At 64.7% G+C, this 17,940-nt stretch carries 17 protein-coding genes; 9 read left to right on the forward strand and 8 right to left on the reverse strand.

Annotated elements, in window-relative coordinates; all coding sequences use genetic code 11:
• Positions 1-26 precede the first annotated feature (26 nt).
• A complete protein-coding gene (locus AB4Z44_RS19725) occupies positions 27-830 on the reverse strand; it encodes a helix-turn-helix domain-containing protein (RefSeq protein ID WP_404711354.1) in 804 nt (267 codons plus the stop codon).
• A gap of 101 nt (positions 831-931) precedes the next feature.
• Between AB4Z44_RS19725 and AB4Z44_RS19730 the strand changes: the two genes are divergently transcribed.
• The 5 genes from AB4Z44_RS19730 to AB4Z44_RS19750 are packed head-to-tail and all read left to right on the forward strand — an operon-like array spanning position 932 to position 6,251.
• A complete protein-coding gene (locus AB4Z44_RS19730) occupies positions 932-2,146 on the forward strand; it encodes a Tm-1-like ATP-binding domain-containing protein (protein WP_404711355.1) in 1,215 nt (404 codons plus the stop codon).
• Positions 2,147-2,148: 2 nt separating this feature from the next.
• On the forward strand, positions 2,149-2,607 hold the full coding sequence (locus tag AB4Z44_RS19735; RefSeq protein WP_404711356.1) for an acetyl-CoA carboxylase biotin carboxyl carrier protein: 459 nt from the start codon (positions 2,149-2,151) through the stop codon (positions 2,605-2,607).
• Positions 2,604-3,938 (forward strand): acetyl/propionyl/methylcrotonyl-CoA carboxylase subunit alpha, encoded by a 1,335-nt coding sequence (locus AB4Z44_RS19740; RefSeq protein WP_404711357.1) that lies wholly within the window; start codon positions 2,604-2,606, stop codon positions 3,936-3,938. The genes AB4Z44_RS19735 and AB4Z44_RS19740 overlap by 4 nt, the downstream gene beginning before the upstream one ends.
• Entirely contained in the window at positions 3,935-5,413 is a 1,479-nt protein-coding gene (locus AB4Z44_RS19745; RefSeq protein ID WP_404711358.1) for a biotin carboxyl carrier protein, read from the forward strand. Before AB4Z44_RS19740 ends, AB4Z44_RS19745 begins: the two co-directional genes overlap by 4 nt.
• Positions 5,406-6,251: an HAD-IIA family hydrolase gene (locus AB4Z44_RS19750; RefSeq protein WP_404711359.1), complete on the forward strand. Its 846-nt coding sequence runs from the start codon at positions 5,406-5,408 to the stop codon at positions 6,249-6,251. The genes AB4Z44_RS19745 and AB4Z44_RS19750 overlap by 8 nt, the downstream gene beginning before the upstream one ends.
• 38 nt (positions 6,252-6,289) lie before the next feature.
• Here the strand turns inward: AB4Z44_RS19750 and AB4Z44_RS19755 are convergent, their stop codons facing one another.
• The 4 genes from AB4Z44_RS19755 to AB4Z44_RS19770 all read right to left on the reverse strand — a co-directional run bounded on the left by AB4Z44_RS19755 (position 6,290) and on the right by AB4Z44_RS19770 (position 11,654).
• Complete coding sequence (locus AB4Z44_RS19755; RefSeq protein WP_404711360.1) at positions 6,290-7,111, reverse strand: SDR family NAD(P)-dependent oxidoreductase; 822 nt, start codon at positions 7,109-7,111, stop codon at positions 6,290-6,292.
• A gap of 166 nt (positions 7,112-7,277) precedes the next feature.
• Positions 7,278-7,811 carry a 2,4'-dihydroxyacetophenone dioxygenase family protein gene (locus AB4Z44_RS19760; protein ID WP_404711361.1) on the reverse strand — a complete coding sequence of 178 codons (534 nt, stop codon included), beginning with the start codon at positions 7,809-7,811 and terminating at the stop codon, positions 7,278-7,280.
• Positions 7,812-7,928: 117 nt separating this feature from the next.
• Positions 7,929-10,532 carry a TonB-dependent receptor gene (locus AB4Z44_RS19765; RefSeq protein WP_404711362.1) on the reverse strand — a complete coding sequence of 868 codons (2,604 nt, stop codon included), beginning with the start codon at positions 10,530-10,532 and terminating at the stop codon, positions 7,929-7,931.
• Positions 10,533-10,727: 195 nt separating this feature from the next.
• Positions 10,728-11,654 carry a helix-turn-helix domain-containing protein gene (locus AB4Z44_RS19770; protein ID WP_404711363.1) on the reverse strand — a complete coding sequence of 309 codons (927 nt, stop codon included), beginning with the start codon at positions 11,652-11,654 and terminating at the stop codon, positions 10,728-10,730.
• A 387-nt stretch (positions 11,655-12,041) separates the two neighbouring features.
• Here AB4Z44_RS19770 and AB4Z44_RS19775 point away from each other — a divergent pair, with 387 nt between their 5' ends.
• On the forward strand, positions 12,042-13,289 hold the full coding sequence (locus tag AB4Z44_RS19775) for an MFS transporter (RefSeq protein WP_404711364.1): 1,248 nt from the start codon (positions 12,042-12,044) through the stop codon (positions 13,287-13,289).
• A gap of 37 nt (positions 13,290-13,326) precedes the next feature.
• A complete protein-coding gene (locus AB4Z44_RS19780) occupies positions 13,327-14,412 on the forward strand; it encodes a Rieske 2Fe-2S domain-containing protein (RefSeq protein ID WP_404711365.1) in 1,086 nt (361 codons plus the stop codon).
• A gap of 42 nt (positions 14,413-14,454) precedes the next feature.
• Here AB4Z44_RS19780 and AB4Z44_RS19785 read toward each other — a convergent pair whose 3' ends face one another.
• The 3 genes from AB4Z44_RS19785 to AB4Z44_RS19795 all read right to left on the reverse strand — a co-directional run bounded on the left by AB4Z44_RS19785 (position 14,455) and on the right by AB4Z44_RS19795 (position 16,392).
• Complete coding sequence (locus AB4Z44_RS19785; RefSeq protein WP_404711366.1) at positions 14,455-15,006, reverse strand: YceI family protein; 552 nt, start codon at positions 15,004-15,006, stop codon at positions 14,455-14,457.
• Positions 15,007-15,118: 112 nt separating this feature from the next.
• Positions 15,119-15,730, reverse strand: coding sequence for a cytochrome b (locus AB4Z44_RS19790; protein ID WP_404711367.1), 612 nt, complete (start codon positions 15,728-15,730; stop codon positions 15,119-15,121).
• Positions 15,731-15,828: 98 nt separating this feature from the next.
• Positions 15,829-16,392, reverse strand: coding sequence for a helix-turn-helix domain-containing protein (locus AB4Z44_RS19795; protein WP_404711368.1), 564 nt, complete (start codon positions 16,390-16,392; stop codon positions 15,829-15,831).
• Positions 16,393-16,648: 256 nt separating this feature from the next.
• Here AB4Z44_RS19795 and AB4Z44_RS19800 point away from each other — a divergent pair, with 256 nt between their 5' ends.
• Both AB4Z44_RS19800 and AB4Z44_RS19805 read left to right on the forward strand, forming a co-directional pair.
• Positions 16,649-17,419: a TlyA family RNA methyltransferase gene (locus tag AB4Z44_RS19800; RefSeq protein ID WP_404711369.1), complete on the forward strand. Its 771-nt coding sequence runs from the start codon at positions 16,649-16,651 to the stop codon at positions 17,417-17,419.
• Positions 17,416-17,892 (forward strand): TspO/MBR family protein, encoded by a 477-nt coding sequence (locus tag AB4Z44_RS19805; RefSeq protein WP_404711370.1) that lies wholly within the window; start codon positions 17,416-17,418, stop codon positions 17,890-17,892. The genes AB4Z44_RS19800 and AB4Z44_RS19805 overlap by 4 nt, the downstream gene beginning before the upstream one ends.
• Positions 17,893-17,940 lie beyond the last annotated feature (48 nt).

A 17,940-nucleotide genomic window follows, 5' to 3' on the forward strand; every position in this document is an offset into this window, starting at 1 on the left:
GCAGCCTGCGCCGGGCTGAAAAGGGATCAGGCGTGCGCGACGACCGCGCCCTCCGCCCGCGCGGCCACCGTCTGCGCAGTCTCGACCAAAGCAGGCAAATGACGCTCGACGATCTCCGCATAGGTCGATCGGCGCCCCGGCCAGGTGATGTTGATTGCGGCGACCGGTCGTCCGCCGATGCGTACTGCGACCGCGATCGATCGCCGCCCGTCGCGAATCACGTTGATCCGGCTGCGATCGGGCCACGGATGCGACGGATCGCGCGAGGACCAGCCGCGCTGCTGGGTTTCGGCGATGATCGCGTCGAGCTGGGCTTCGCTGGCCGGGCTGGCATCCTCGGGTCGCACCCGAGCGATGATCCGCGCGCGCTCCTGGTCCTCGCATGCGGCGAGATAGGCGCGCCCGACTGCGGTGTGGATATAGCTGAGCTTGACCCCAACCGGACCCAGGGTGGCGGCATCCAGCCGCGCCATCGGGCTGTTGGTCTCGACGATCTCGATATGGTCGGCACGCGGCACCCCAATGACCGATGGCCAGGCGATGCGACGGCTCAGCCGGGCGAGTTCGGGCGAAGCGATCTCGGCCAGCCGGCGGTCGAGATCATGATCTGCCGCCGGCAGTGCGGCGGGCAGATAGGCGCCATCGGCCAGCCGCTGCCAGATCAGCCCGCGCCCCGACAGGGTCACCAGCATCCGCAGCAGGGTCGCCTTGGGCAGGCCGGTGGCGAGGTGAAGATCGTGCAGGCTCGATGCCCTACGCTGCTGAATTTCGAGCAGGACGTCCAGACCGCGCTCCAGTGCGCGTACCGATTTGACTTTTCGTTCGATCATGAGCGCCGTGCCCTATTTCACCTGGTGCAAGATAGCCACTGTCAGCCGGTTCGACTACATCGTTTGCGGGAGTATGATCTGTGAAAATCGGAGGGGATTTCGTGGCAGACAAACCCAAGGTGATGTTGATCATCACGCAGGACACGAAGGGCGAAGAGGCGCGCTTCATCCGCGCCGAGCTCGAAAGCGCGGGCTGCGAGGTCGTCCACCTCGATCCCAGCGTGCGCCGCACGGTCGGCGGCGCGGAGATTTCGCCCGAGCAGATTGCCGAGGCCGGGGGCAGCACGATCGAGGAGGTCCGCGCGCTCGGGCATGAGGGGAAGTGCCAGGCGGCGATGGTCGCCGGCGCGATCCCGCTCGCGATCAAGGCGGTTGCGGAGGACGGGATCGCCGGCGTGCTCGCGGTCGGCGGATCGATGGGCACCGGGCTGGCCGGCGCGGTCATGCAGCAATTGCCGTATGGCCTGCCCAAGCTGATCGTCTCGACCATGGCCTCGGGCTTCACCGCGCCTTATGTCGGCCTCAAGGATATCGCGATGATGAACGCGGTGACCGATATTGCCGGCATCAATTCGATCAGCCGCGAAGTCTATCGCAACGCCGCGCATGCGGTCGCCGGCATGGCCAAGGGCTACGAACCCACGACCAAGAGCGACAAGCCGCTGATCCTGATCGGCACGCTCGGCACGACCGAGGCGGGCACCCGCCAGATCCGCGAGCAGCTCGAGGCATTGGGGTGCGAGGTGATGGTGTTCCACACGTCGGGGGCGGGCGGGCCGACGATGGATTCGATCGCGGCCGAGCGCGATGTCGCCGCCGTGCTCGATCTGTCGTGGACGGAGATGGTCGATCAGCTCTTCAACGGGCTGGCAGCGGGCGGGCCCGATCGCGGCAAGGCGGCGCTCCGGCGCGGCATTCCGGTGATCTTCGCGCCGGGCAATATCGACTTCATCATTGGCGGCCCGATCGATCAGGCGCGCGAAACCTATCCGGGCAAGCGCTACCACGTCCACAATCCGGCGCTGACTGCGGTGCGCACCGACATCGGTGATCTGAAGACGATCGCCGAGCATATCGCCGGGCTGGTGGCCGAGGCGAAGGGACCGGTGAAATTGTTCGTGCCGCTCCAGGGCTTCTCCAGCCATGATAGCCCGACCGGACATCTTCACGACCCCAGCCTGCCACCGCCCTTCGCCGAGCATCTTAGGAAAGTCGTGCCGGAAGGAACCGACGTGCAGGTGCTGCCGCATCATTTCAACGACCCTGAATTCGCGGGCGCGATCGTCGCCGCGACGCGTGGCCTGATCGGAATCTGACCTTGGCAACCGACCTTCCCCTGACGCCCGAGGATGTGGCTGAGATCGTCTCGATTCTCGATGGCGGCGGCTACGACAAACTCGATATCGCCACCGCGCGCTTCCGCCTGCGCGTCCGCCGCGAGGGCGACGGCTGGACCCAGGAATGGGATTATAGCGGCGGCGAGGCATCGCCCGCGGCAGCGATCGACGCGGCCGCGGTGGCAGTCGAGGAAGATGGGGAGGGGCTGGCCGTGCGGGCGGCGCTGCCCGGCACCTTCTATCGCGCGCCGCAGCCAGGGGCGCCAGCCTTCGTCGACATCGGCGACGAGGTCGTGCCCGATACGGTCGTCGGGATCATCGAGACGATGAAGCTGATGAATCCGGTTCATGCCGGTGTGACCGGCAGGGTCACTGCAATTCTTGTCGGCAATAGCCAAGCAGTCGATGCGCAAGCGGTGCTGATGCGGGTCGAGGCGTGATCCGGCGCCTGTTCATTGCCAATCGCGGCGAGATCGCACTGCGCGTTATCCGCACCGCGCGGAGGCTCGGCATCACGACGATCCTCGGCGCATCCGAGGGTGATCGCGACAGCCTGCCGGCGCTGCTGGCGGACGAGGTGGTCATCGTCGGTCCGGCCCCCTCGGCGCAAAGCTATCTCGCGATCGATCGCGTCGTGGCGGCGGCCAAGGCGGCCGGCGCCGACGCGGTCCATCCGGGCTACGGCTTCCTGTCTGAGAATGCCGCGTTTTCGCGCGCATTGACGGCAGCGGGGATCAAACTGGTCGGGCCCGATGTGAGCAGCCTCGAAGCGATGGGCGACAAGCTGCAAGCGCGCGCGGTCGCGGTCGAGGCGGGACTTCCCGTCGTCCCCGGCGGCGAGGCGGCGGACAAGGCGGCGGCAAAAGCGCGCGCCGAAGAGACCGGCTATCCCTTGCTGCTGAAGGCCGTCTCCGGCGGCGGCGGGCGCGGCATGAAGCGGGTCGATATGCCATCGGATCTCGATGCGATGATCGATCTGGCGATGGGCGAGGCGCAGGCGGCGTTCGGCGATCCGCGCGTCTATGTCGAACGCTTCATCACGCGCGGCCGCCATGTCGAGGTGCAGGTGCTGGGCGACGGCAAACGCGCCGTGCATCTCGGCACGCGCGATTGCTCGATCCAGCGCCGCTTCCAGAAACTGGTCGAGGAGGCGCCGGCGCCCGGCATCCCGCCCGACAGGCTCGACGCGCTCTGCATGACGGCGGTCCGCATCGCCGAGTATCTCGGCTACAAGGGGGCGGGCACGGTCGAATATCTGGTCGATGCCGAGACGTTCGATTTCTACTTCCTCGAAATGAATGCCCGCATCCAGGTCGAGCATCCGGTGACCGAGGAGGTGACCGGGATCGATCTGATCGAACAGCAATTGCTCATCGCGGACGGCCAGGAACTGGGCCTGGCGCAAGGCGAGATCCGCATAACCGGCCATGCGATCGAGGTTCGGCTCAATGCCGAGGACCCTACCCGGGATTTCCGGCCCAGCCCGGGCCGCGTGACGCGTGCGGCGTGGCCGGCTGGCGAAGGCATCCGGGTCGATACGCATATTGCCGGGGGTGGTGCGGTGCCGCCTTATTATGATTCGCTGATCGGCAAGCTGATCGTGCGCGGCGCCGATCGCCCGGCGGCGGTCGCGCGGCTGGCCGAGGCGCTCGCGACGCTGAAGATCGAGGGCGTTCCCACCACGGCGGAGCTCCACCGCACGATCGCCGCCGATCCGCGCTTCGTGGCGGGCGGCGTCGATACGCGCTTCTTCCAGAGGCTGACCCCATGACTGAAATCCAGCTCACCGACGTCTCCGTCCGCGATGGCAACCAGTCGCTTTGGGGCGCCACCGGCCTCGGCACGCACCACATGCTCGAGATCGCTGGCTTGATGGACCGTGCCGGCTTCCGCGCGATCGATTTCACCTCGTCCAGCCACATGGCGGTGGCGGTCCGTTACTTCCAGAACGATCCATGGGAGCGGATCCGCCGGATGCGGGCCGCCATGCCGCGCACCCCGCTGCAGTTCATCACCACCGGGCTGCGCTTCATCGCCTGGCAGCAGGCCGATCCGGAATTCATGCGGCTGGTCTATCGCCGGCTGCAGGCGAACGGCATCCGCAAGGTGATCGTGCTCGATCCGATGCACGATGCCGATGCGGTGCTGGAGGCGGCACGGATCGTCAAGGAAGAGGGCGATGCCGAGGTGATGGGCGCGCTCACCTTCACGCTTTCGACCGTCCACGATGATAAATTCTACGCCGATTTCGCCGCAAAACTGGCGAAAAGCCCGCATATCGATCTCTTCTATCTGAAGGATCCGGGCGGACTGATGTCGCCCGATCGCGCCCGTTCGCTGGCGCGCGCGGTCAAGGCGGTGATCGGCATCAAGCGGCTCGAGGTCCACGCCCATTGCACGATCGGTTACGGCCCGCTCGCGAGCCTGGCGGCGATCGAGACGGGCTGCGTCGATACGGTCCATGTCGGGATCGGGCCGTTGGGGGAGGGCAGTTCGCTGCCCGAGGCCGAACGGATGGTCGCCAACCTGCGTGAAGCCGGGCACGAGGTCGCGATCGACGACAAGGTATTGGCCAAGCTCAGCGACTATTGGTGGCGCCTCGCCCGTGCCGAAGGTCTCCCGCCCGGCACGCCGCAGCCGTTCGACGCCAGCTTCCTGCGCCATCAGATCGCCGGGGGCGTCATGACCACCACCCGCCGCCAGCTCGAGGAACTGAAGCTCGGCTATCGCTTCGACGAGGTCGTCGCCGAGACGCAGCGGGTGCGCGAGGAATTGGGCGCGCCGATCATGGTCACGCCCTTTCCGCAAATGGTCATGAGCCAGGCCCTGTTCAACGTGATCGGAACCAAGCGCTATGCCCAGGTCTCCGATCAGGTGCTGCGTTACGTGCTCGGCAAGTTCGGGCGCCCGACCGCGCCGGTCGATCCGGCGGTCGAGGCGGCGATCCTCGATCGCCCGCGTGCGCGGGAGATCGAGGCAGAGCCGACCTTTCCGTCCTATGTCGATCTGCGCCGGCGCTTCGGCGTGCATATGGATGACGAGGAGTTCCTGTTGCGTGCGGTAATGCCCGCGGAGCAGGTCGATGCGATGCGCTCCGCCGGACGCTCGCGCGGAACCTACACGCCTGAGGCGGCGCCCTTGCTGTCGCTGCTCAAACAACTCGCCGCCAAGCCTGCCGCACGCGACATCGTCGTCGAGCGGCCGGGTCTGCGGATTGCCCTGCATGCCGGAGCCGGCCTTGACTGATCTCGATCTCAAAGCGCGCCTCGCCGCCACGCGCGGTGTCATCCTCGATATGGACGGCACGTTGGTGCTGGGCGATCATGCCAGCGGCGGGCATGTCGCCCTGCCGGGCGCGATCGATCTGATCGCGCATATCCGCGCGAAGGGCATTCCGTTCCGCATCTTCACCAACGGCTCGGCCAAATCACCCAGGACCTATGCCGCCAGCCTGCGCCGCGCCGGTTTCGAATTGGCCGACGAGGAGTTCATGACGCCAACCACGGTCGCCGCCTCCTGGTTTCTGCAAAAGGGGATCAAGCGGGTGCGCGTGCTCGGCGATCCCGGGGTCGAGGTGCCGCTGCAGGAGGCGGGGCTCGAGACGATCGCCGGTGACGACCCGACCGGCGATGTCGAGGCTGTCTACAGCGCGTGGTTCCGCAGCTTCACCTTCCCCGCGCTGGAACTGGCGTGCCGCGATATCTGGGCGGGCGCGATCCTCGCCACCGCCAGTCATGTGCCCTTCTTTGCAGCGGCGGGTGGTCGCGCGATCGGATCGTCGTTCGCGATCAATGCGATGCTGAAGGCGATGACGGGGAAGAAGGCAACGATCGTCGGCAAGCCCTCTCTGGTGGCTTTTCAACAATCGCTGCGGCTGATGGGGCTGAAGAAGGCCGACGCGCCGCATGTGATCGTGGTCGGCGATGATTCGGCGCTGGAATCGCGCATGGCCAATGCGGCGAGTGCGATTTCGGTCGGCGTGGCGACGGGATTGAACCCGCTCGATTTCTGGCACGCGCTGCCGCCGCGCGATCGGCCGTTGCTGGCGCTGGAGAAAGCGGCGGAACTGATACCGATGCTGTAAAGATACTCCCCTGCGAAGAGCAGGGGAGGATCTTCAGGTCACCCGAACTTGCCCAGCGACATGCCCCCGTCGATCATCATGTGCGCGCCGGTCACATAGCTCGACGCATCCGACGCCAGGTACAACGCCAAAGGCTTGATCTGATAGGTTTCGGCGATCCGCCCCAGCGGCACCGATTTATCCCATGCCTCGCGCACGACCGGATCCTTGAGCGATCCGCCGCCGATGTTGGTGACGAACGGCCCTGGGGCGATCGCGTTCACGCGGATGCGGTATTCGGCAAGCTCCAGCGCGACATGCCGCACCATATGCGCCACGCCGGCCTTGGCGGCCATGTAGGGCATGCCGACGATCGGCTCGCAGATCACCGCGGCGTTGGAGGATGTGGCGATGATCGCGCCACCTTTGCCCTGCGCCTTCATGTGGCGCGCGGCCGCGCGGATCGAGGCGTAGACGCCGCTCAGATTGACCGCGATCGTCTTGTCCCATTTGGCGGGATCGTAAGTATCGATCTGGCCGATCGGGTTGCGGTGGCCGTTCGGGTCCCAGAAGCCCGCACCGGCATCGATGCCGGCATTGGCAAAGGCGATGTCGAGGCTGCCATAGGTGGCGGCATGATCGTCGAATACCTTGTCGGTGGCGTCGCGATCGGCGGCGTCGAGGCGTACCGCGCGTGCTTCTAAACCCTGCCCACGCAGACGTTCGGCATGGGCCTCGGCGGCGTCCAGATCGATATCGGTCAGCGTCACCTTGCAGCCGGCCTCGGCCATGGCCTCGGCATAAGCGAGGCCGATGCCCGATGCTGCGCCGGTGACGATCGCGGTGCGGCCGGCGATATTGAACTGATCGAGCGTGTTCATGAGGGGCTCCTGTCAGATCCTCCCCTGCCATAGCAGGGGAGGGGGACCACCAGCCGCAGGCTGGTGGTGGAGGGGCCGCCGTCGCAGACGGCGGTTTGCACCGCCGCCCCTCCACCATCCTTCGGATGGCCCCCCTCCCGGCAAATGCCGGGGAGGAATTTATGGTTTACCGAAACAAAGTATCCACATAGTCCGCGCCGATGCCGTTGGCGGCGTAATGCGTCCGGGCGGCGGCGATATAATCGTAGACGTCGTAATGGGCGACGCCGTTGCCCGCTTCGTCCAGCCAGATCAGCGGACCCGAGACGACGAAGAAGACCTTCATCGGCTCGTCGCTCTCATAGGCGACCAGCGTATGCCCCTCCCCCGGCGATTCGTAGACGAAGTCGCCCGCGGTCGCGGTCCAATCATGCTCCAGATAGCCCCATTTGCCCGAGATCGTGTAGGCGAACACCTGGTGCGGATGGTAGTGGCGGTTGACCAGCCCGGCCGAACTCGCACGCAGGATATCCGCCCACATGTTGCGCTGGGGCGAGATCCAGATCGGGCGCGACGACACTGTCTCGCTGATCGGCACGAAGTAGCGTTCGTCGCTGTTCGCCGGATCCTTCACATAATGTTCGGGCAACGCGTGCGGTTTGAAGCTGTTCGCGATCGGCTTCAGGTCGCGCCAGAATTCGGTGGTGGCGGCTTCGGGCATCGGGCTCTCCGGATGGACGTTTTGTGTAGAATGCTAGGCTTTGCTGGCGGCTCTGGCACGCAAAAAAAGGCCCGCGGCTTGGTAAAAGCCGCGGGCCGATTGGGCGAATGCGGACTTTTAGAAGTTCCGCTTCACCGTCACCATCCAGGTCCGTGGCAGGCCCGGGGTGCCGGTAACTTCGCCGAGCGAGGTGGTGATGTCGCTCTTGGTCATGAAGTAATATTTGTCGAACAGGTTCTGAACTTCCAGCGAAATGCGCCAGTCTTTGTTGTCGGAGGTGAAGCTCAGGCGCGCATTGCCGAGGAAGTTTCCGTCGATCTTGCTCCAGACAGAGTTGGACGGATCAGTGTAGATTTTCGACTGATAGCTGCCGTCGAAGCGGAGGCTGACAATACCAGGCTTGATGGCATAATCATATTGCGCGCCGATGCTGCCCGTCCATTTTGGCGTATAGGGCGTCGTGTTGCTGAGCGGTATGCCCGACGAGCCCGTGGTCTTGTACTTGAAATCGATGTAGCTCAGCGAGCCATCGAAGCTTAGACCTTCCGCAGGACGGATCGTCGTTTCGAGCTCGAAACCCTTCACGTTGGCCCGGCCGACATTGGATGGCTTGAGGCAGGGCGTCGCGGGGCAGGCCGAGAGAGTCAGGATGATGTCGTTATATTTGTTGTAGAAGACGGCACCGTTGAGCCGCACCATGCGATCGAAGAGATCGGACTTGAAGCCGAGTTCGTAGGTGGTGATCGTTTCAGGCTGGAAGCTGCCAAGCTCGTTGCAGGGCGCGCCGTTGACATAGCCCGGCGCGGTGCATGACCCGGCGGATGGCCCGAAGAACGGACGCGGATTGACGCCGCCGCCCTTATAGCCGGTCGAGATCGATCCATAGGCCATCAGTTCGTCCGAGAAGCGATAATCGGTCGAGATGCGCCAATCCCAGCGGCTGCCCTTGAACGTATCCGAAATGCCGAAGAGGCCGGCCAGCAGGCAGTTCGGGCTGTTGCCGACTGCGGTGGGCAAGGGCGCCCCATTGGGCGCCGTTGGCCCTGCTCCATAGAAGGACTGACAAATCGGCGGAGCACCCGCAGGTGGCGGTACCGTCACGAACGGGATCGTGCCGTCGGGATTGCGGCGATAGTAAGTGTAGGTCTTCTCGTCCTTCGTATAGCGGACGCCGCCCGAGAAGCTCCAGGCCGAAGTAACGTGGTAAACGCCGTTGGCGAACCCGGCCTTCGATGTCGATGGCGTCGTATCCGGGCCGTGCAGGAAGTCGATGCCGGCATAATTCAGATCGACGCGCGCCGTGTAGCGGCCATTCTGATCGAAGTAGAAGCCGCCAAGGGTATATTCCAGCTTCTTGTCGAATAGCGAGCCATTGAGACGCAGTTCCTGGCTCCAGGCACGGTGGTTCAGCTGGTTGTCGAGCTGCGATGATGGAACCGGCGTGATGTCCTGGTCCTGTCCCCAGTTCGACTGATATTTGCGGTAGGAGGCGATCCAGACGGCGCTGAGATTGTCCGCGAAGCGATAGGTGACGTTGCTGGCCAGGCCCCAGCCGGTGAAATCCTGGTTCTGGAGTGCAGCATAGGGTTTGTAGGGTGCCTGGCTGGTCGGCGTCATGCCATCCAGGAAATTGGCATAGCTGACATAGCCACTATTGACCTTCACACCGGTGAGCCCGGAGTCGCAGCTGTAGGGCCCCGAAGGCACAAAGTGGCAATCGATCGGCACCGGCTGACCGTTCTTGCCTACCAGCCAAGCGCCGCCATTGGCGTTGGTGGCGGGGTTGACCGATTTCGGATTGAAGGCGGCCGGTGTCCCCGAAACCGCGCCGGCGGCGATCAGCACATCGGGGCTCGGCTCGCTGCGGTCGCGCGTGTAGTCGCCGGTCACGTTGATCTCGAGCCGTTCGCTCGGCATCCAGCGCAAGGCGATGCGGCCGGCCACGTAGGACTGGCCACCCTGCGTGCCGACCTTGCCTTCAGCGCCGCGGGTGTTGGTCGGCAGGACGTTGGACGACGGGTGCGTATAGCCATAGTCGAGCACATCGACATAACCCTTGCTGCTCTTGGCGGCGGCCGAGATGCGCGCGAAGAAATTGTCGGCGACCTTGAAGTCGGCCATGCCGCGCGCTTCGACCTTGTTGAACGAGCCGTAGCCGACCTGCAGCGATCCCTTGCCCGATCCGTCCGGCTTGGCGCTGAACAGCTTGATTGCGCCACCGATCGAGTTCTTGCCCGCCAGCGTGCCCTGCGGGCCGCGCAGGATCTCGATACGGTCAAGGTCCATCAGGTCGAGCAGCGAACTCGACAGCGTCGGGATATAGACATCGTCGATATAGACGCCGACGCCGGGATCGAGCGCGAAGTTGAAATCGGTCTGCCCGACGCCGCGGATGAACGCGATCAGGCCGGCACCGCCATTTTGCGGCTGCGGCCGCAAGGTCACGTTCGGTGCCTGCGCGGCGACCTGCGCGATGCTGGTCTGGCCACGCGCTTCGAGCAAAGCGTTGTTGACCGCCGTGATCGCCAGCGGTGTGTCTTGCAGCTTGGTCGAGCGGAACTGCGCGGTGACGACGATGTCGGCTACGCTGTTCGCTGGTTCGGTCGCCGCCGACGGCTTTGCACCAGTTTGCGCCGCGGCATCCTGCGCCTGGACAGGCGCGGCGAAGGCGAGCGCCGCCGCCAGCGAACCCAAAGATACGAGTGCCCTATTCGCCCCCATTGTCGATTCCTCTCTCTGTTCCGGTTCAAGCCGGTTTGAATTCCTTTTCGGGGACTATGCGCGCGGCGGCTTGCACTAGGGCGAAACAGGCCGGGACGGAGACGCAAGATCGAAAGAGTGGCGCCGGCGCAACAGGGGTGTTGCGGGTAACAGGTCGGATCGAGCGGCGCCCTCTCTTCTCAGGGGCGGGTTATTTCAATGCCGCGCGCGCCAGGCACTCGGTGGAGCGCCGAACTGCTGGCGGAAACAGCGCGTGAAATAAGCGCTGTCGTTGAATCCCAGTTCGAAGGCGAGGGCGGTTATGCTCAAGTCCGGATCGCCCGAGAGCAATTCGGCCGCGCGTTCCAGCCGGCGCCGCAATATGTAGGCCGATGGCGTCGTCGCGCGCTGTGCGAACAGGTTCTGCACCGATCGCGGCGATATGCCGAGCTCGTCGGCCAGCATCGCGGTGGACAAGGCGGGATCTGTCAGCCGGGCGTCGATCAGCGCGTTGAGCCGCCGGGTCGCATGGCCACCGTCGCGCGCGATCGGCATATCCTCACGCAGCGCCAGCGCCAGCAGATCGAGGAAGATCGTCGATACGCTCTCCTGCCACGCCGGTTCGGCATCGCTCTGGTCGCCCTGGCGCCAGAGCGAGAGCAGGAAATCGTGGAGCAGCCGCACCGCGGGCGATGTACCGCGCATCGCGAGTGCGATCCGGTCGTCCAGATGGGGTATGCGTGCATCCAGCGCCGCGCGCGGCAACTCGACCGCCAAAGTAGCATGATCGTTGGAGAGCGACAGGCGGTAAGGCTCGTTCGATGCGCAGACCGACATGTCGCCCGGCCGCATCAGCACCGTCTTGCCACGGTGGACCTGTTCGAACATGCCGCGGCTCTGCAGGTGCAGGACAACGCGATCGCCGGCGTTAGGGTCGCCCGCACGATGGACGGTCGAGGCTTCCGATCGTGGCTGGATCAGCACAAGCTCGCCCAACCGCCAGCGCAGCATCTCCCCCCGGAAAGCCGGATTGGGCGAATCCACCCGCATGCTGCCGAAGGTGCGTTCGGCAAGCTCGTTCCAAAAGGCCAGCCGTCTGGCCGGTTCGATATCGTGCGTCGTAAAGCGTTCCACCAACGCCATATCGCCTCCCCAGGGCCCGCGCTCTTCGGCGCATCGCCCACACGATCAAATATCGCTGCCCGTAACAAAGCACGTCGGCGTTTCGATTTCCATGCTAAAATGTAACAGCTGTTATGATGCATAGCGGATATTCATGCAGCGTGGCGGGATCATCGCGCGCTCATCCTTTATGGCCGCTCAAATAAGTCGCAAAATGATGGATTTACTTGATGAAAGGGAAGGCGGGCAGCGCTGGCCGCTGTGTCCTGTGTGACGCTTGCCAAAAAAGATTTCACCAGACGGATTTGCCGGGCTTAGGGTTGCTTGGATCAGCCGACGCGCTTTGATAACCTGTCGATGATCCGCAAAGAGCGCAGCGCCGGGATCGCGTGGAGGGGATTGAGGTTCATGTTGATGACAAGTGCGGCTGCAGGCCGCGGGGCGCGAAACAGCACCCGATACCAGATCGTCCTGGTGGCGCTGCTCAGCCTGAATTTCGGCATCGTCTTCTTCGATCGCAATTCGCTGAATTTCCTGATGCCGTTCGTGCAGCCCGAACTGCATCTCACCAACACCCAGATCGGCAATCTCGCGAGCGCCCTCTCCTTCACCTGGGCGATCGCCGCGTTCGCGATGGGCGGGCTGTCGGATGCGCTCGGCAAGCGCAAGCTGCCGCTGGTGGTCGCGACCCTGCTTTTCTCGGTCTGCTCCTTCATAACCGGTATCGCCGGCACCTTCGGGATGCTGCTTGCGGCGCGGCTGCTGATGGGCGTGGCGGAAGGCGGCGTGATGCCGATCAGCCACGCGCTCGTCGCCGAGGAGGTCGATCCCAAACGACGCGGGCTCGCGCAGGGAATCGCGCAGAATTTCGGATCGAACCTGCTCGGCTCGTTCGTCGCGCCGGTGCTGCTCGTGCTGGTCGCCAAGGCGTTCGGCTGGCGCCACGCTTTCTATCTTGCCGGCCTCCCCGGCATCTTCTCGGCCCTGCTGCTGATCTGGCTGATCAAGGAGCCGGCAATGGCGCCGAAGAAGGCGCGCGAGAAGGTGGTCGGCCCGCGTTACACGATGTGGGATGCGCTCAAGGAGCGGAACATCCTCATCTGCGTGCTGCTGGCGATCCTGCTGGTCGGCTATCTGGTCACCTGCTGGGCGTTCATGCCGCTGTATCTCGATCAGGTGCTGCACGTGTCGAAGGAGACGAACGGCTGGCTGATGGGGACTCTCGGCATCTCGGCGACGATCGGTAGCTTCGCCGTCGCCGATCTGTCCGATCGCATCGGGCGGCGGCCGGTGATGATCGCAGCGCCCTTCATCAGCATCCTGCTGCCGCTGGGTGCGCTCTATTTCGGTGGCACGGTGTGGCTGCTCTTCCCGATCTTCTTCATCGGCTGGTGCGTCAACGGCATCTTCCCGCTGTTCATGGCGACCGTGCCGTCCGAGACGGTCGATGCGCGCCACGCGGCGACGGTGCTCGGCCTTTGCATGGGTGCCGGCGAGATATTGGGCGGGGCGGGCGGGCCGACGATCGCGGGCATGGCGGCGGACAGTTTCGGGCTGATCGCGCCGCTCTGGATCATGGTGGGCCTGGCCGCAGTCTCGGGTTTCATCGCCATGGGGTTGCGGGAGACCGCACCCTCGCAAATACGAGCGGGCTGATCGCGGCCCGGCTCGATCGTGTGACGGGAGAGTGGGTATGAACATCGAACGTGGGGCAATTCCCCGGCTGGATCGATCGGGTGCGCCGGGCCGCTATCTGCGCAACGCCTGGTATGTGGCAGGCTGGGCCGACGATCTCGGCGAGGAGCCGGTCGCACGCATCTTCCTCGAGGAGCCGGTCGCCCTGTTCCGCGACGAGGCGGGAGTGGCGCACGCGATCGGCGGGCGTTGCCCGCACCGCTTCGCCCCGCTCGGCCACGGCAAAGTGATCGATGGACAGCTCGAATGCCCCTATCATGGCCTGCGCTTCGACGGCGTCGGCAAGTGCGTGTTCAATCCGCACGAAAAGGGCGTCGTCCCGCGCGTCGGGGTGCCTGCCTACCCCTTAGTCGAGCTCCACAATCTGCTGTGGATCTGGATGGGCGAAGTATCGGCGGCCGATCCCGCGCTGATCCCCGACTTCGGCTGGCTCGCCGATCCGAAGTGGGAGCCGGTGCGCGGTGCCACGATCGCCGAAGGGCATTACGAACTCTACAGCGACAACATCCTCGATATCTCGCACTCAAACTTCGTCCACCCGGCGCTCAAGGCCGATGCCTGGACCATCGGTAAGCGCAGCTTCCGCACCGATGGCGATACGGTCTGGACCGAATATGATCATCTCGACGATTATCTGTCGGACGGCATCAACGCGATCCTCGGCACGGCGGGCAAGAAGCAGGATTTCTGGTGCGGCATCCGCTGGAATGCGCCGGCCGTCCTGCTGCTCGATTACCGCGCTGCCGATCCCGGCACCCCGCGCGAGGATATGACGATCCTGCCGTCGCTCCACGCCTTCACGCCCGAAACGAAGGATACGACCCACTATATCTGGGCGGTCGCGCGCGATTTCGCGCTCGGCAATCAGGAATTCAACGCGGCGATGAAGGGCGCGCTCGAACATGCGTTCGAGCATGAGGACATGCCGGTGATCCGCGACGCACACCGGCTGATGGGCGGTCAGGAATTCTGGTCGCTGAAGCCGATCGTGCTGACCGGCGATTCGGGCGGCGTGCGCGCGCGGCGCGTGCTCGAGCGGCTTATCAGCGCCGAGGAAGAGCTGATGAGAGCGGCGGCGGAGTAGGGATCAGGCCCTCTCCCTAATGGGAGAGGGCGTTTTGCCGTCCTACTTCCTTGCGGTCACTGCGATCGTCAGCCCGATCTGCTTTGACACCCACTGCCCGCTTGGGTCGGATTTAGCACCCATGCCGAAGGCGAGCCGGTCGACCGCGACCGCGCCGTTCATCGTCGCCACATTGCCCGCAATCTTCAGCGTGAAAGGCAGTTTCACCGGCACGGCCTTGCCCTTGATCGTGAGTAGGCCGTCGGCAACGTAGCGGCCCGGTCCGGCAGCGCTGATCTTCGTGGTGGCGAAGGTGGCGCGCGGGAAATGCGCCGTATCGAACCATTCTTCCTGATCGAGCGAGGCATCCTTCATCCCGTCGCCGGTCTTTCCGGTCGCGGTCGCGATCACGACACGCGCACTCGAATGCGGCAGATCGGCAGGATCGAACACGATCTGGGCGACCCACTGGCCGAACTTGCCGGTGAAGGGAGTGCCCGATTGCGTGCCGGAGAAAGTGATGCTGCTGCTCGCCGGCATAACGGTCCATGCAGTGGGGGCCGCCATGGCGGGTGCGGCGGCGATCAGCGCTAGGGCGGGCAAGATGAGGCGCATCGGTCACTCTCTCCGGAATTTGTTGATAAAGTCATCGGAATGGTTGCTCTAGTCATCGCCGTATGAACGTGGCTTGTCGAGGCAGCGTGTCTTTCGGCGCCCCAACCCGGCCTTATCCGCGCGGGCGTAGCAACGGCACCATCCGCGCCAACACGTCGTCGCGGTCGAAGACGTGGTGCTTCAGCGCCGCGGCTGCATGCAGCGCGACCAGGGCGACCGCCCCCCAAGCCAGGCTCGAATGGATCGCCATCGATGTCGCCGCGGTGCTCGCCCGCGTCGCGTCGGACGCTTCGGCGATGCCCGGAATATGCGGCCACTGGAACAGCCCGAACCAGAAGGTGGGAACCGGGAATGGCACGTGCATCTGCACGTTCCAGCCGGCCGAGACATAGATCCAGCCGGTCAGCGGCATCGCGATCATGATGACATAGAGCAGGACATGGCTGATCCGCGCCGCCGCTTTTTCCCAGCCCGGCATGTGCGGCGGCAATTCGGGGAAACGGTGGGTCAATCGCCACACCAGCCGGAGCAGGCTCAGCACCAGGATCGTCAGGCCGATCGACTTGTGGATCTGGTAGGCCTTGAAAGCGCGCGCGGTCTGGCTCGGATCGGTGATATGGTCGGTCATCCACCAACCGAGCGGGATCATCAGGATGATGCCGAGTGCGATCGCCCAATGGAGCAGGATCGCGATCATGCTGTAGCGGCTTCTTGTGTCCTGCATCTTCGCTCCCCGTCTTGCCGTTCGCCGTCATCTTAAGCGGTCGGACGGGGTTTTTGAACTCATCATGCGGAAAGCATGCGGTGACGGAATTTGGCTCCTTAAAGCTCGCGCACGAGCCGCCGCGCAACCGCGATCCAGGCTGGTTCGGTGAGCACGGTCTGCCGGCTGCCGCTGACGAGTGGGAGCAACAGAATGCGATCGCCCTCGCGCTGGATCATCCGACCGAACGCGAAGCGACCGCCGGGGCGTGGCGCCAATATGTCGCGGTTGAGCGCCTGGCCGAACGCGTCGGACGCCAGTTTCTCGCACCAGATCACATCGCCCGCGCGATAATCGCCGACACCCTCCTCGACGACCAGCGCGATCGTGCCCGGTTCGGGCTGGGGCGGCGTGGCTTGCATTGACTTGGCCGGAGCATCGGCCCCGTTGCGATTGAGCAACGCCGCGACCGGCAGTTCGGCACGATCGGGGGTCTGCACCAGATCGGCCGCCGTGACGCCCAAGGCTGCTGCGATGCGGTTGAGCCAGCCAACCGACACCGTCCGGGTTCCGGTCTCGAGTTGGCCGATCGTCTGGGCGGTGGTCGGCGGCGCGCAGGCGGACGCGACATCGGTCAGCGTCATCCCTTTGGCGCGCCGCACCTCGCGAATGCAGGTCTTCATCGGCGCTCTCCTATAACCGATGCGGTTCGTTTCTTGTCCGGCGGGGCGGCGGATTTGGCAAGCGAAAAGCGCGGGATGGCGATTGATCGGATCAGCCGCTATCAGCGGGCGATGATCGAAAATCCTCCCGGGAACGGGGAGGGGGACCATGCGCAGCATGGTGGAGGAGACCCGCCACGAGCGCTGCGTCCCGCCGAGAGCCCCTTCCATCACCGCTTCGCGGCGGTCGCCCTTCCCGTTCCGGGGGGATTTAGACGTGGCCAAAATCCGCGCCGACCAGTTGCTCGTCGATCGCGGGCTTGTCGAAAGCCGAACCCGCGCGCAGGCCCTGATCCTCGCCGGGCTCGTTTTCTCCGGTGACCGCAAGCTCGCGAAAGCGGGCGAACAGCTCCAACCCGATGCCGCGCTCGACGTGCGCGGCCGCGATCATCCCTGGGTCTCGCGTGGCGGCATCAAGCTCGATCACGCGCTTACCCACTTCCGATGGGACGTCGCCGGCGCCATCGCGATCGATGTCGGTTCCTCGACCGGCGGCTTTACCGACGTCCTGCTGACACGCGGCGCCACGCGGGTCTATGCGGTCGACAGCGGCACCAACCAGCTTGCCTGGAAGCTTCGTCAGGACGAACGCGTGGTGGTGCTGGAACAGACCAATGCTCGGAGCCTCACCGAGGCCGAAATACCCGAGCCGGTCGATCTGATCGTATGCGACGCCAGCTTCATCGGCCTCGCCAAGGTGCTCGATCGCCCGATGACTTTCGCAAAGGCTGGCGCCCGTCTGGTCGCCTTGATCAAGCCGCAGTTCGAGGCCGGGCGCGAGGAAGTCGGCAAAGGGGGTGTCGTGCGCGATCCCGCCGTTCACGACCGTGTCTGTGCCGAGGTGCAGACGTGGGTGGAGGGGAAGGGCTGGCATGTCGAGGGGATCGAGAAGAGCCCCATCACCGGCCCCGAGGGCAATGTCGAATTCCTGCTGGCCGCAAGACTTTGGGATGAAGAAGAAACGAGGGCAGGAGGCACATGCTTGTGAAGAGGTCGCTTGTTTTTGGCCTGATCGCCGCGCCGATCATTGTCGCGCTCGGCAGCGCATCCGGGCTGCTGTCGGGGTCGGGCTACGGCAATCCGTGGTTCGATGGTATCGCGAAGCCCTGGTTCATGCCGCCGGGCTGGGTCTTTCCGATCGCATGGACCACGCTCTACGCCCTGATGGGATTCGCGCTGGGTGACGTGCTGGCCGCTCCGCCCTCCGCTGCGCGGCGTACGGCTTTGGGGTTGTTTGCGCTTCAGTTGCTTCTCAACCTCGCCTGGTCGTCGATCTTTTTCGGGGCGCATCGCGTCGGTCTCGCTCTGGCAACCATATTCGCGATCGATATCGTCGTGATCGCCACGATTCTCGCGTTTCGGCGCGTCCGCCCCTGTGCCGCTTTACTTCTTATACCGTATCCGTGCTGGCTGGTGCTCGCGACCGCGCTCAACTGGTCGATCCTCCGTCTCAACGGCTGACCGTTGCAAATTCCGGCGCACGGGCCATCTATTCCCCTAACACACCGT

This window comes from Sphingomonas sp. MMS24-J13 (genome assembly GCF_044905095.1).
GTDB lineage: Bacteria > Pseudomonadota > Alphaproteobacteria > Sphingomonadales > Sphingomonadaceae > Sphingomonas_I.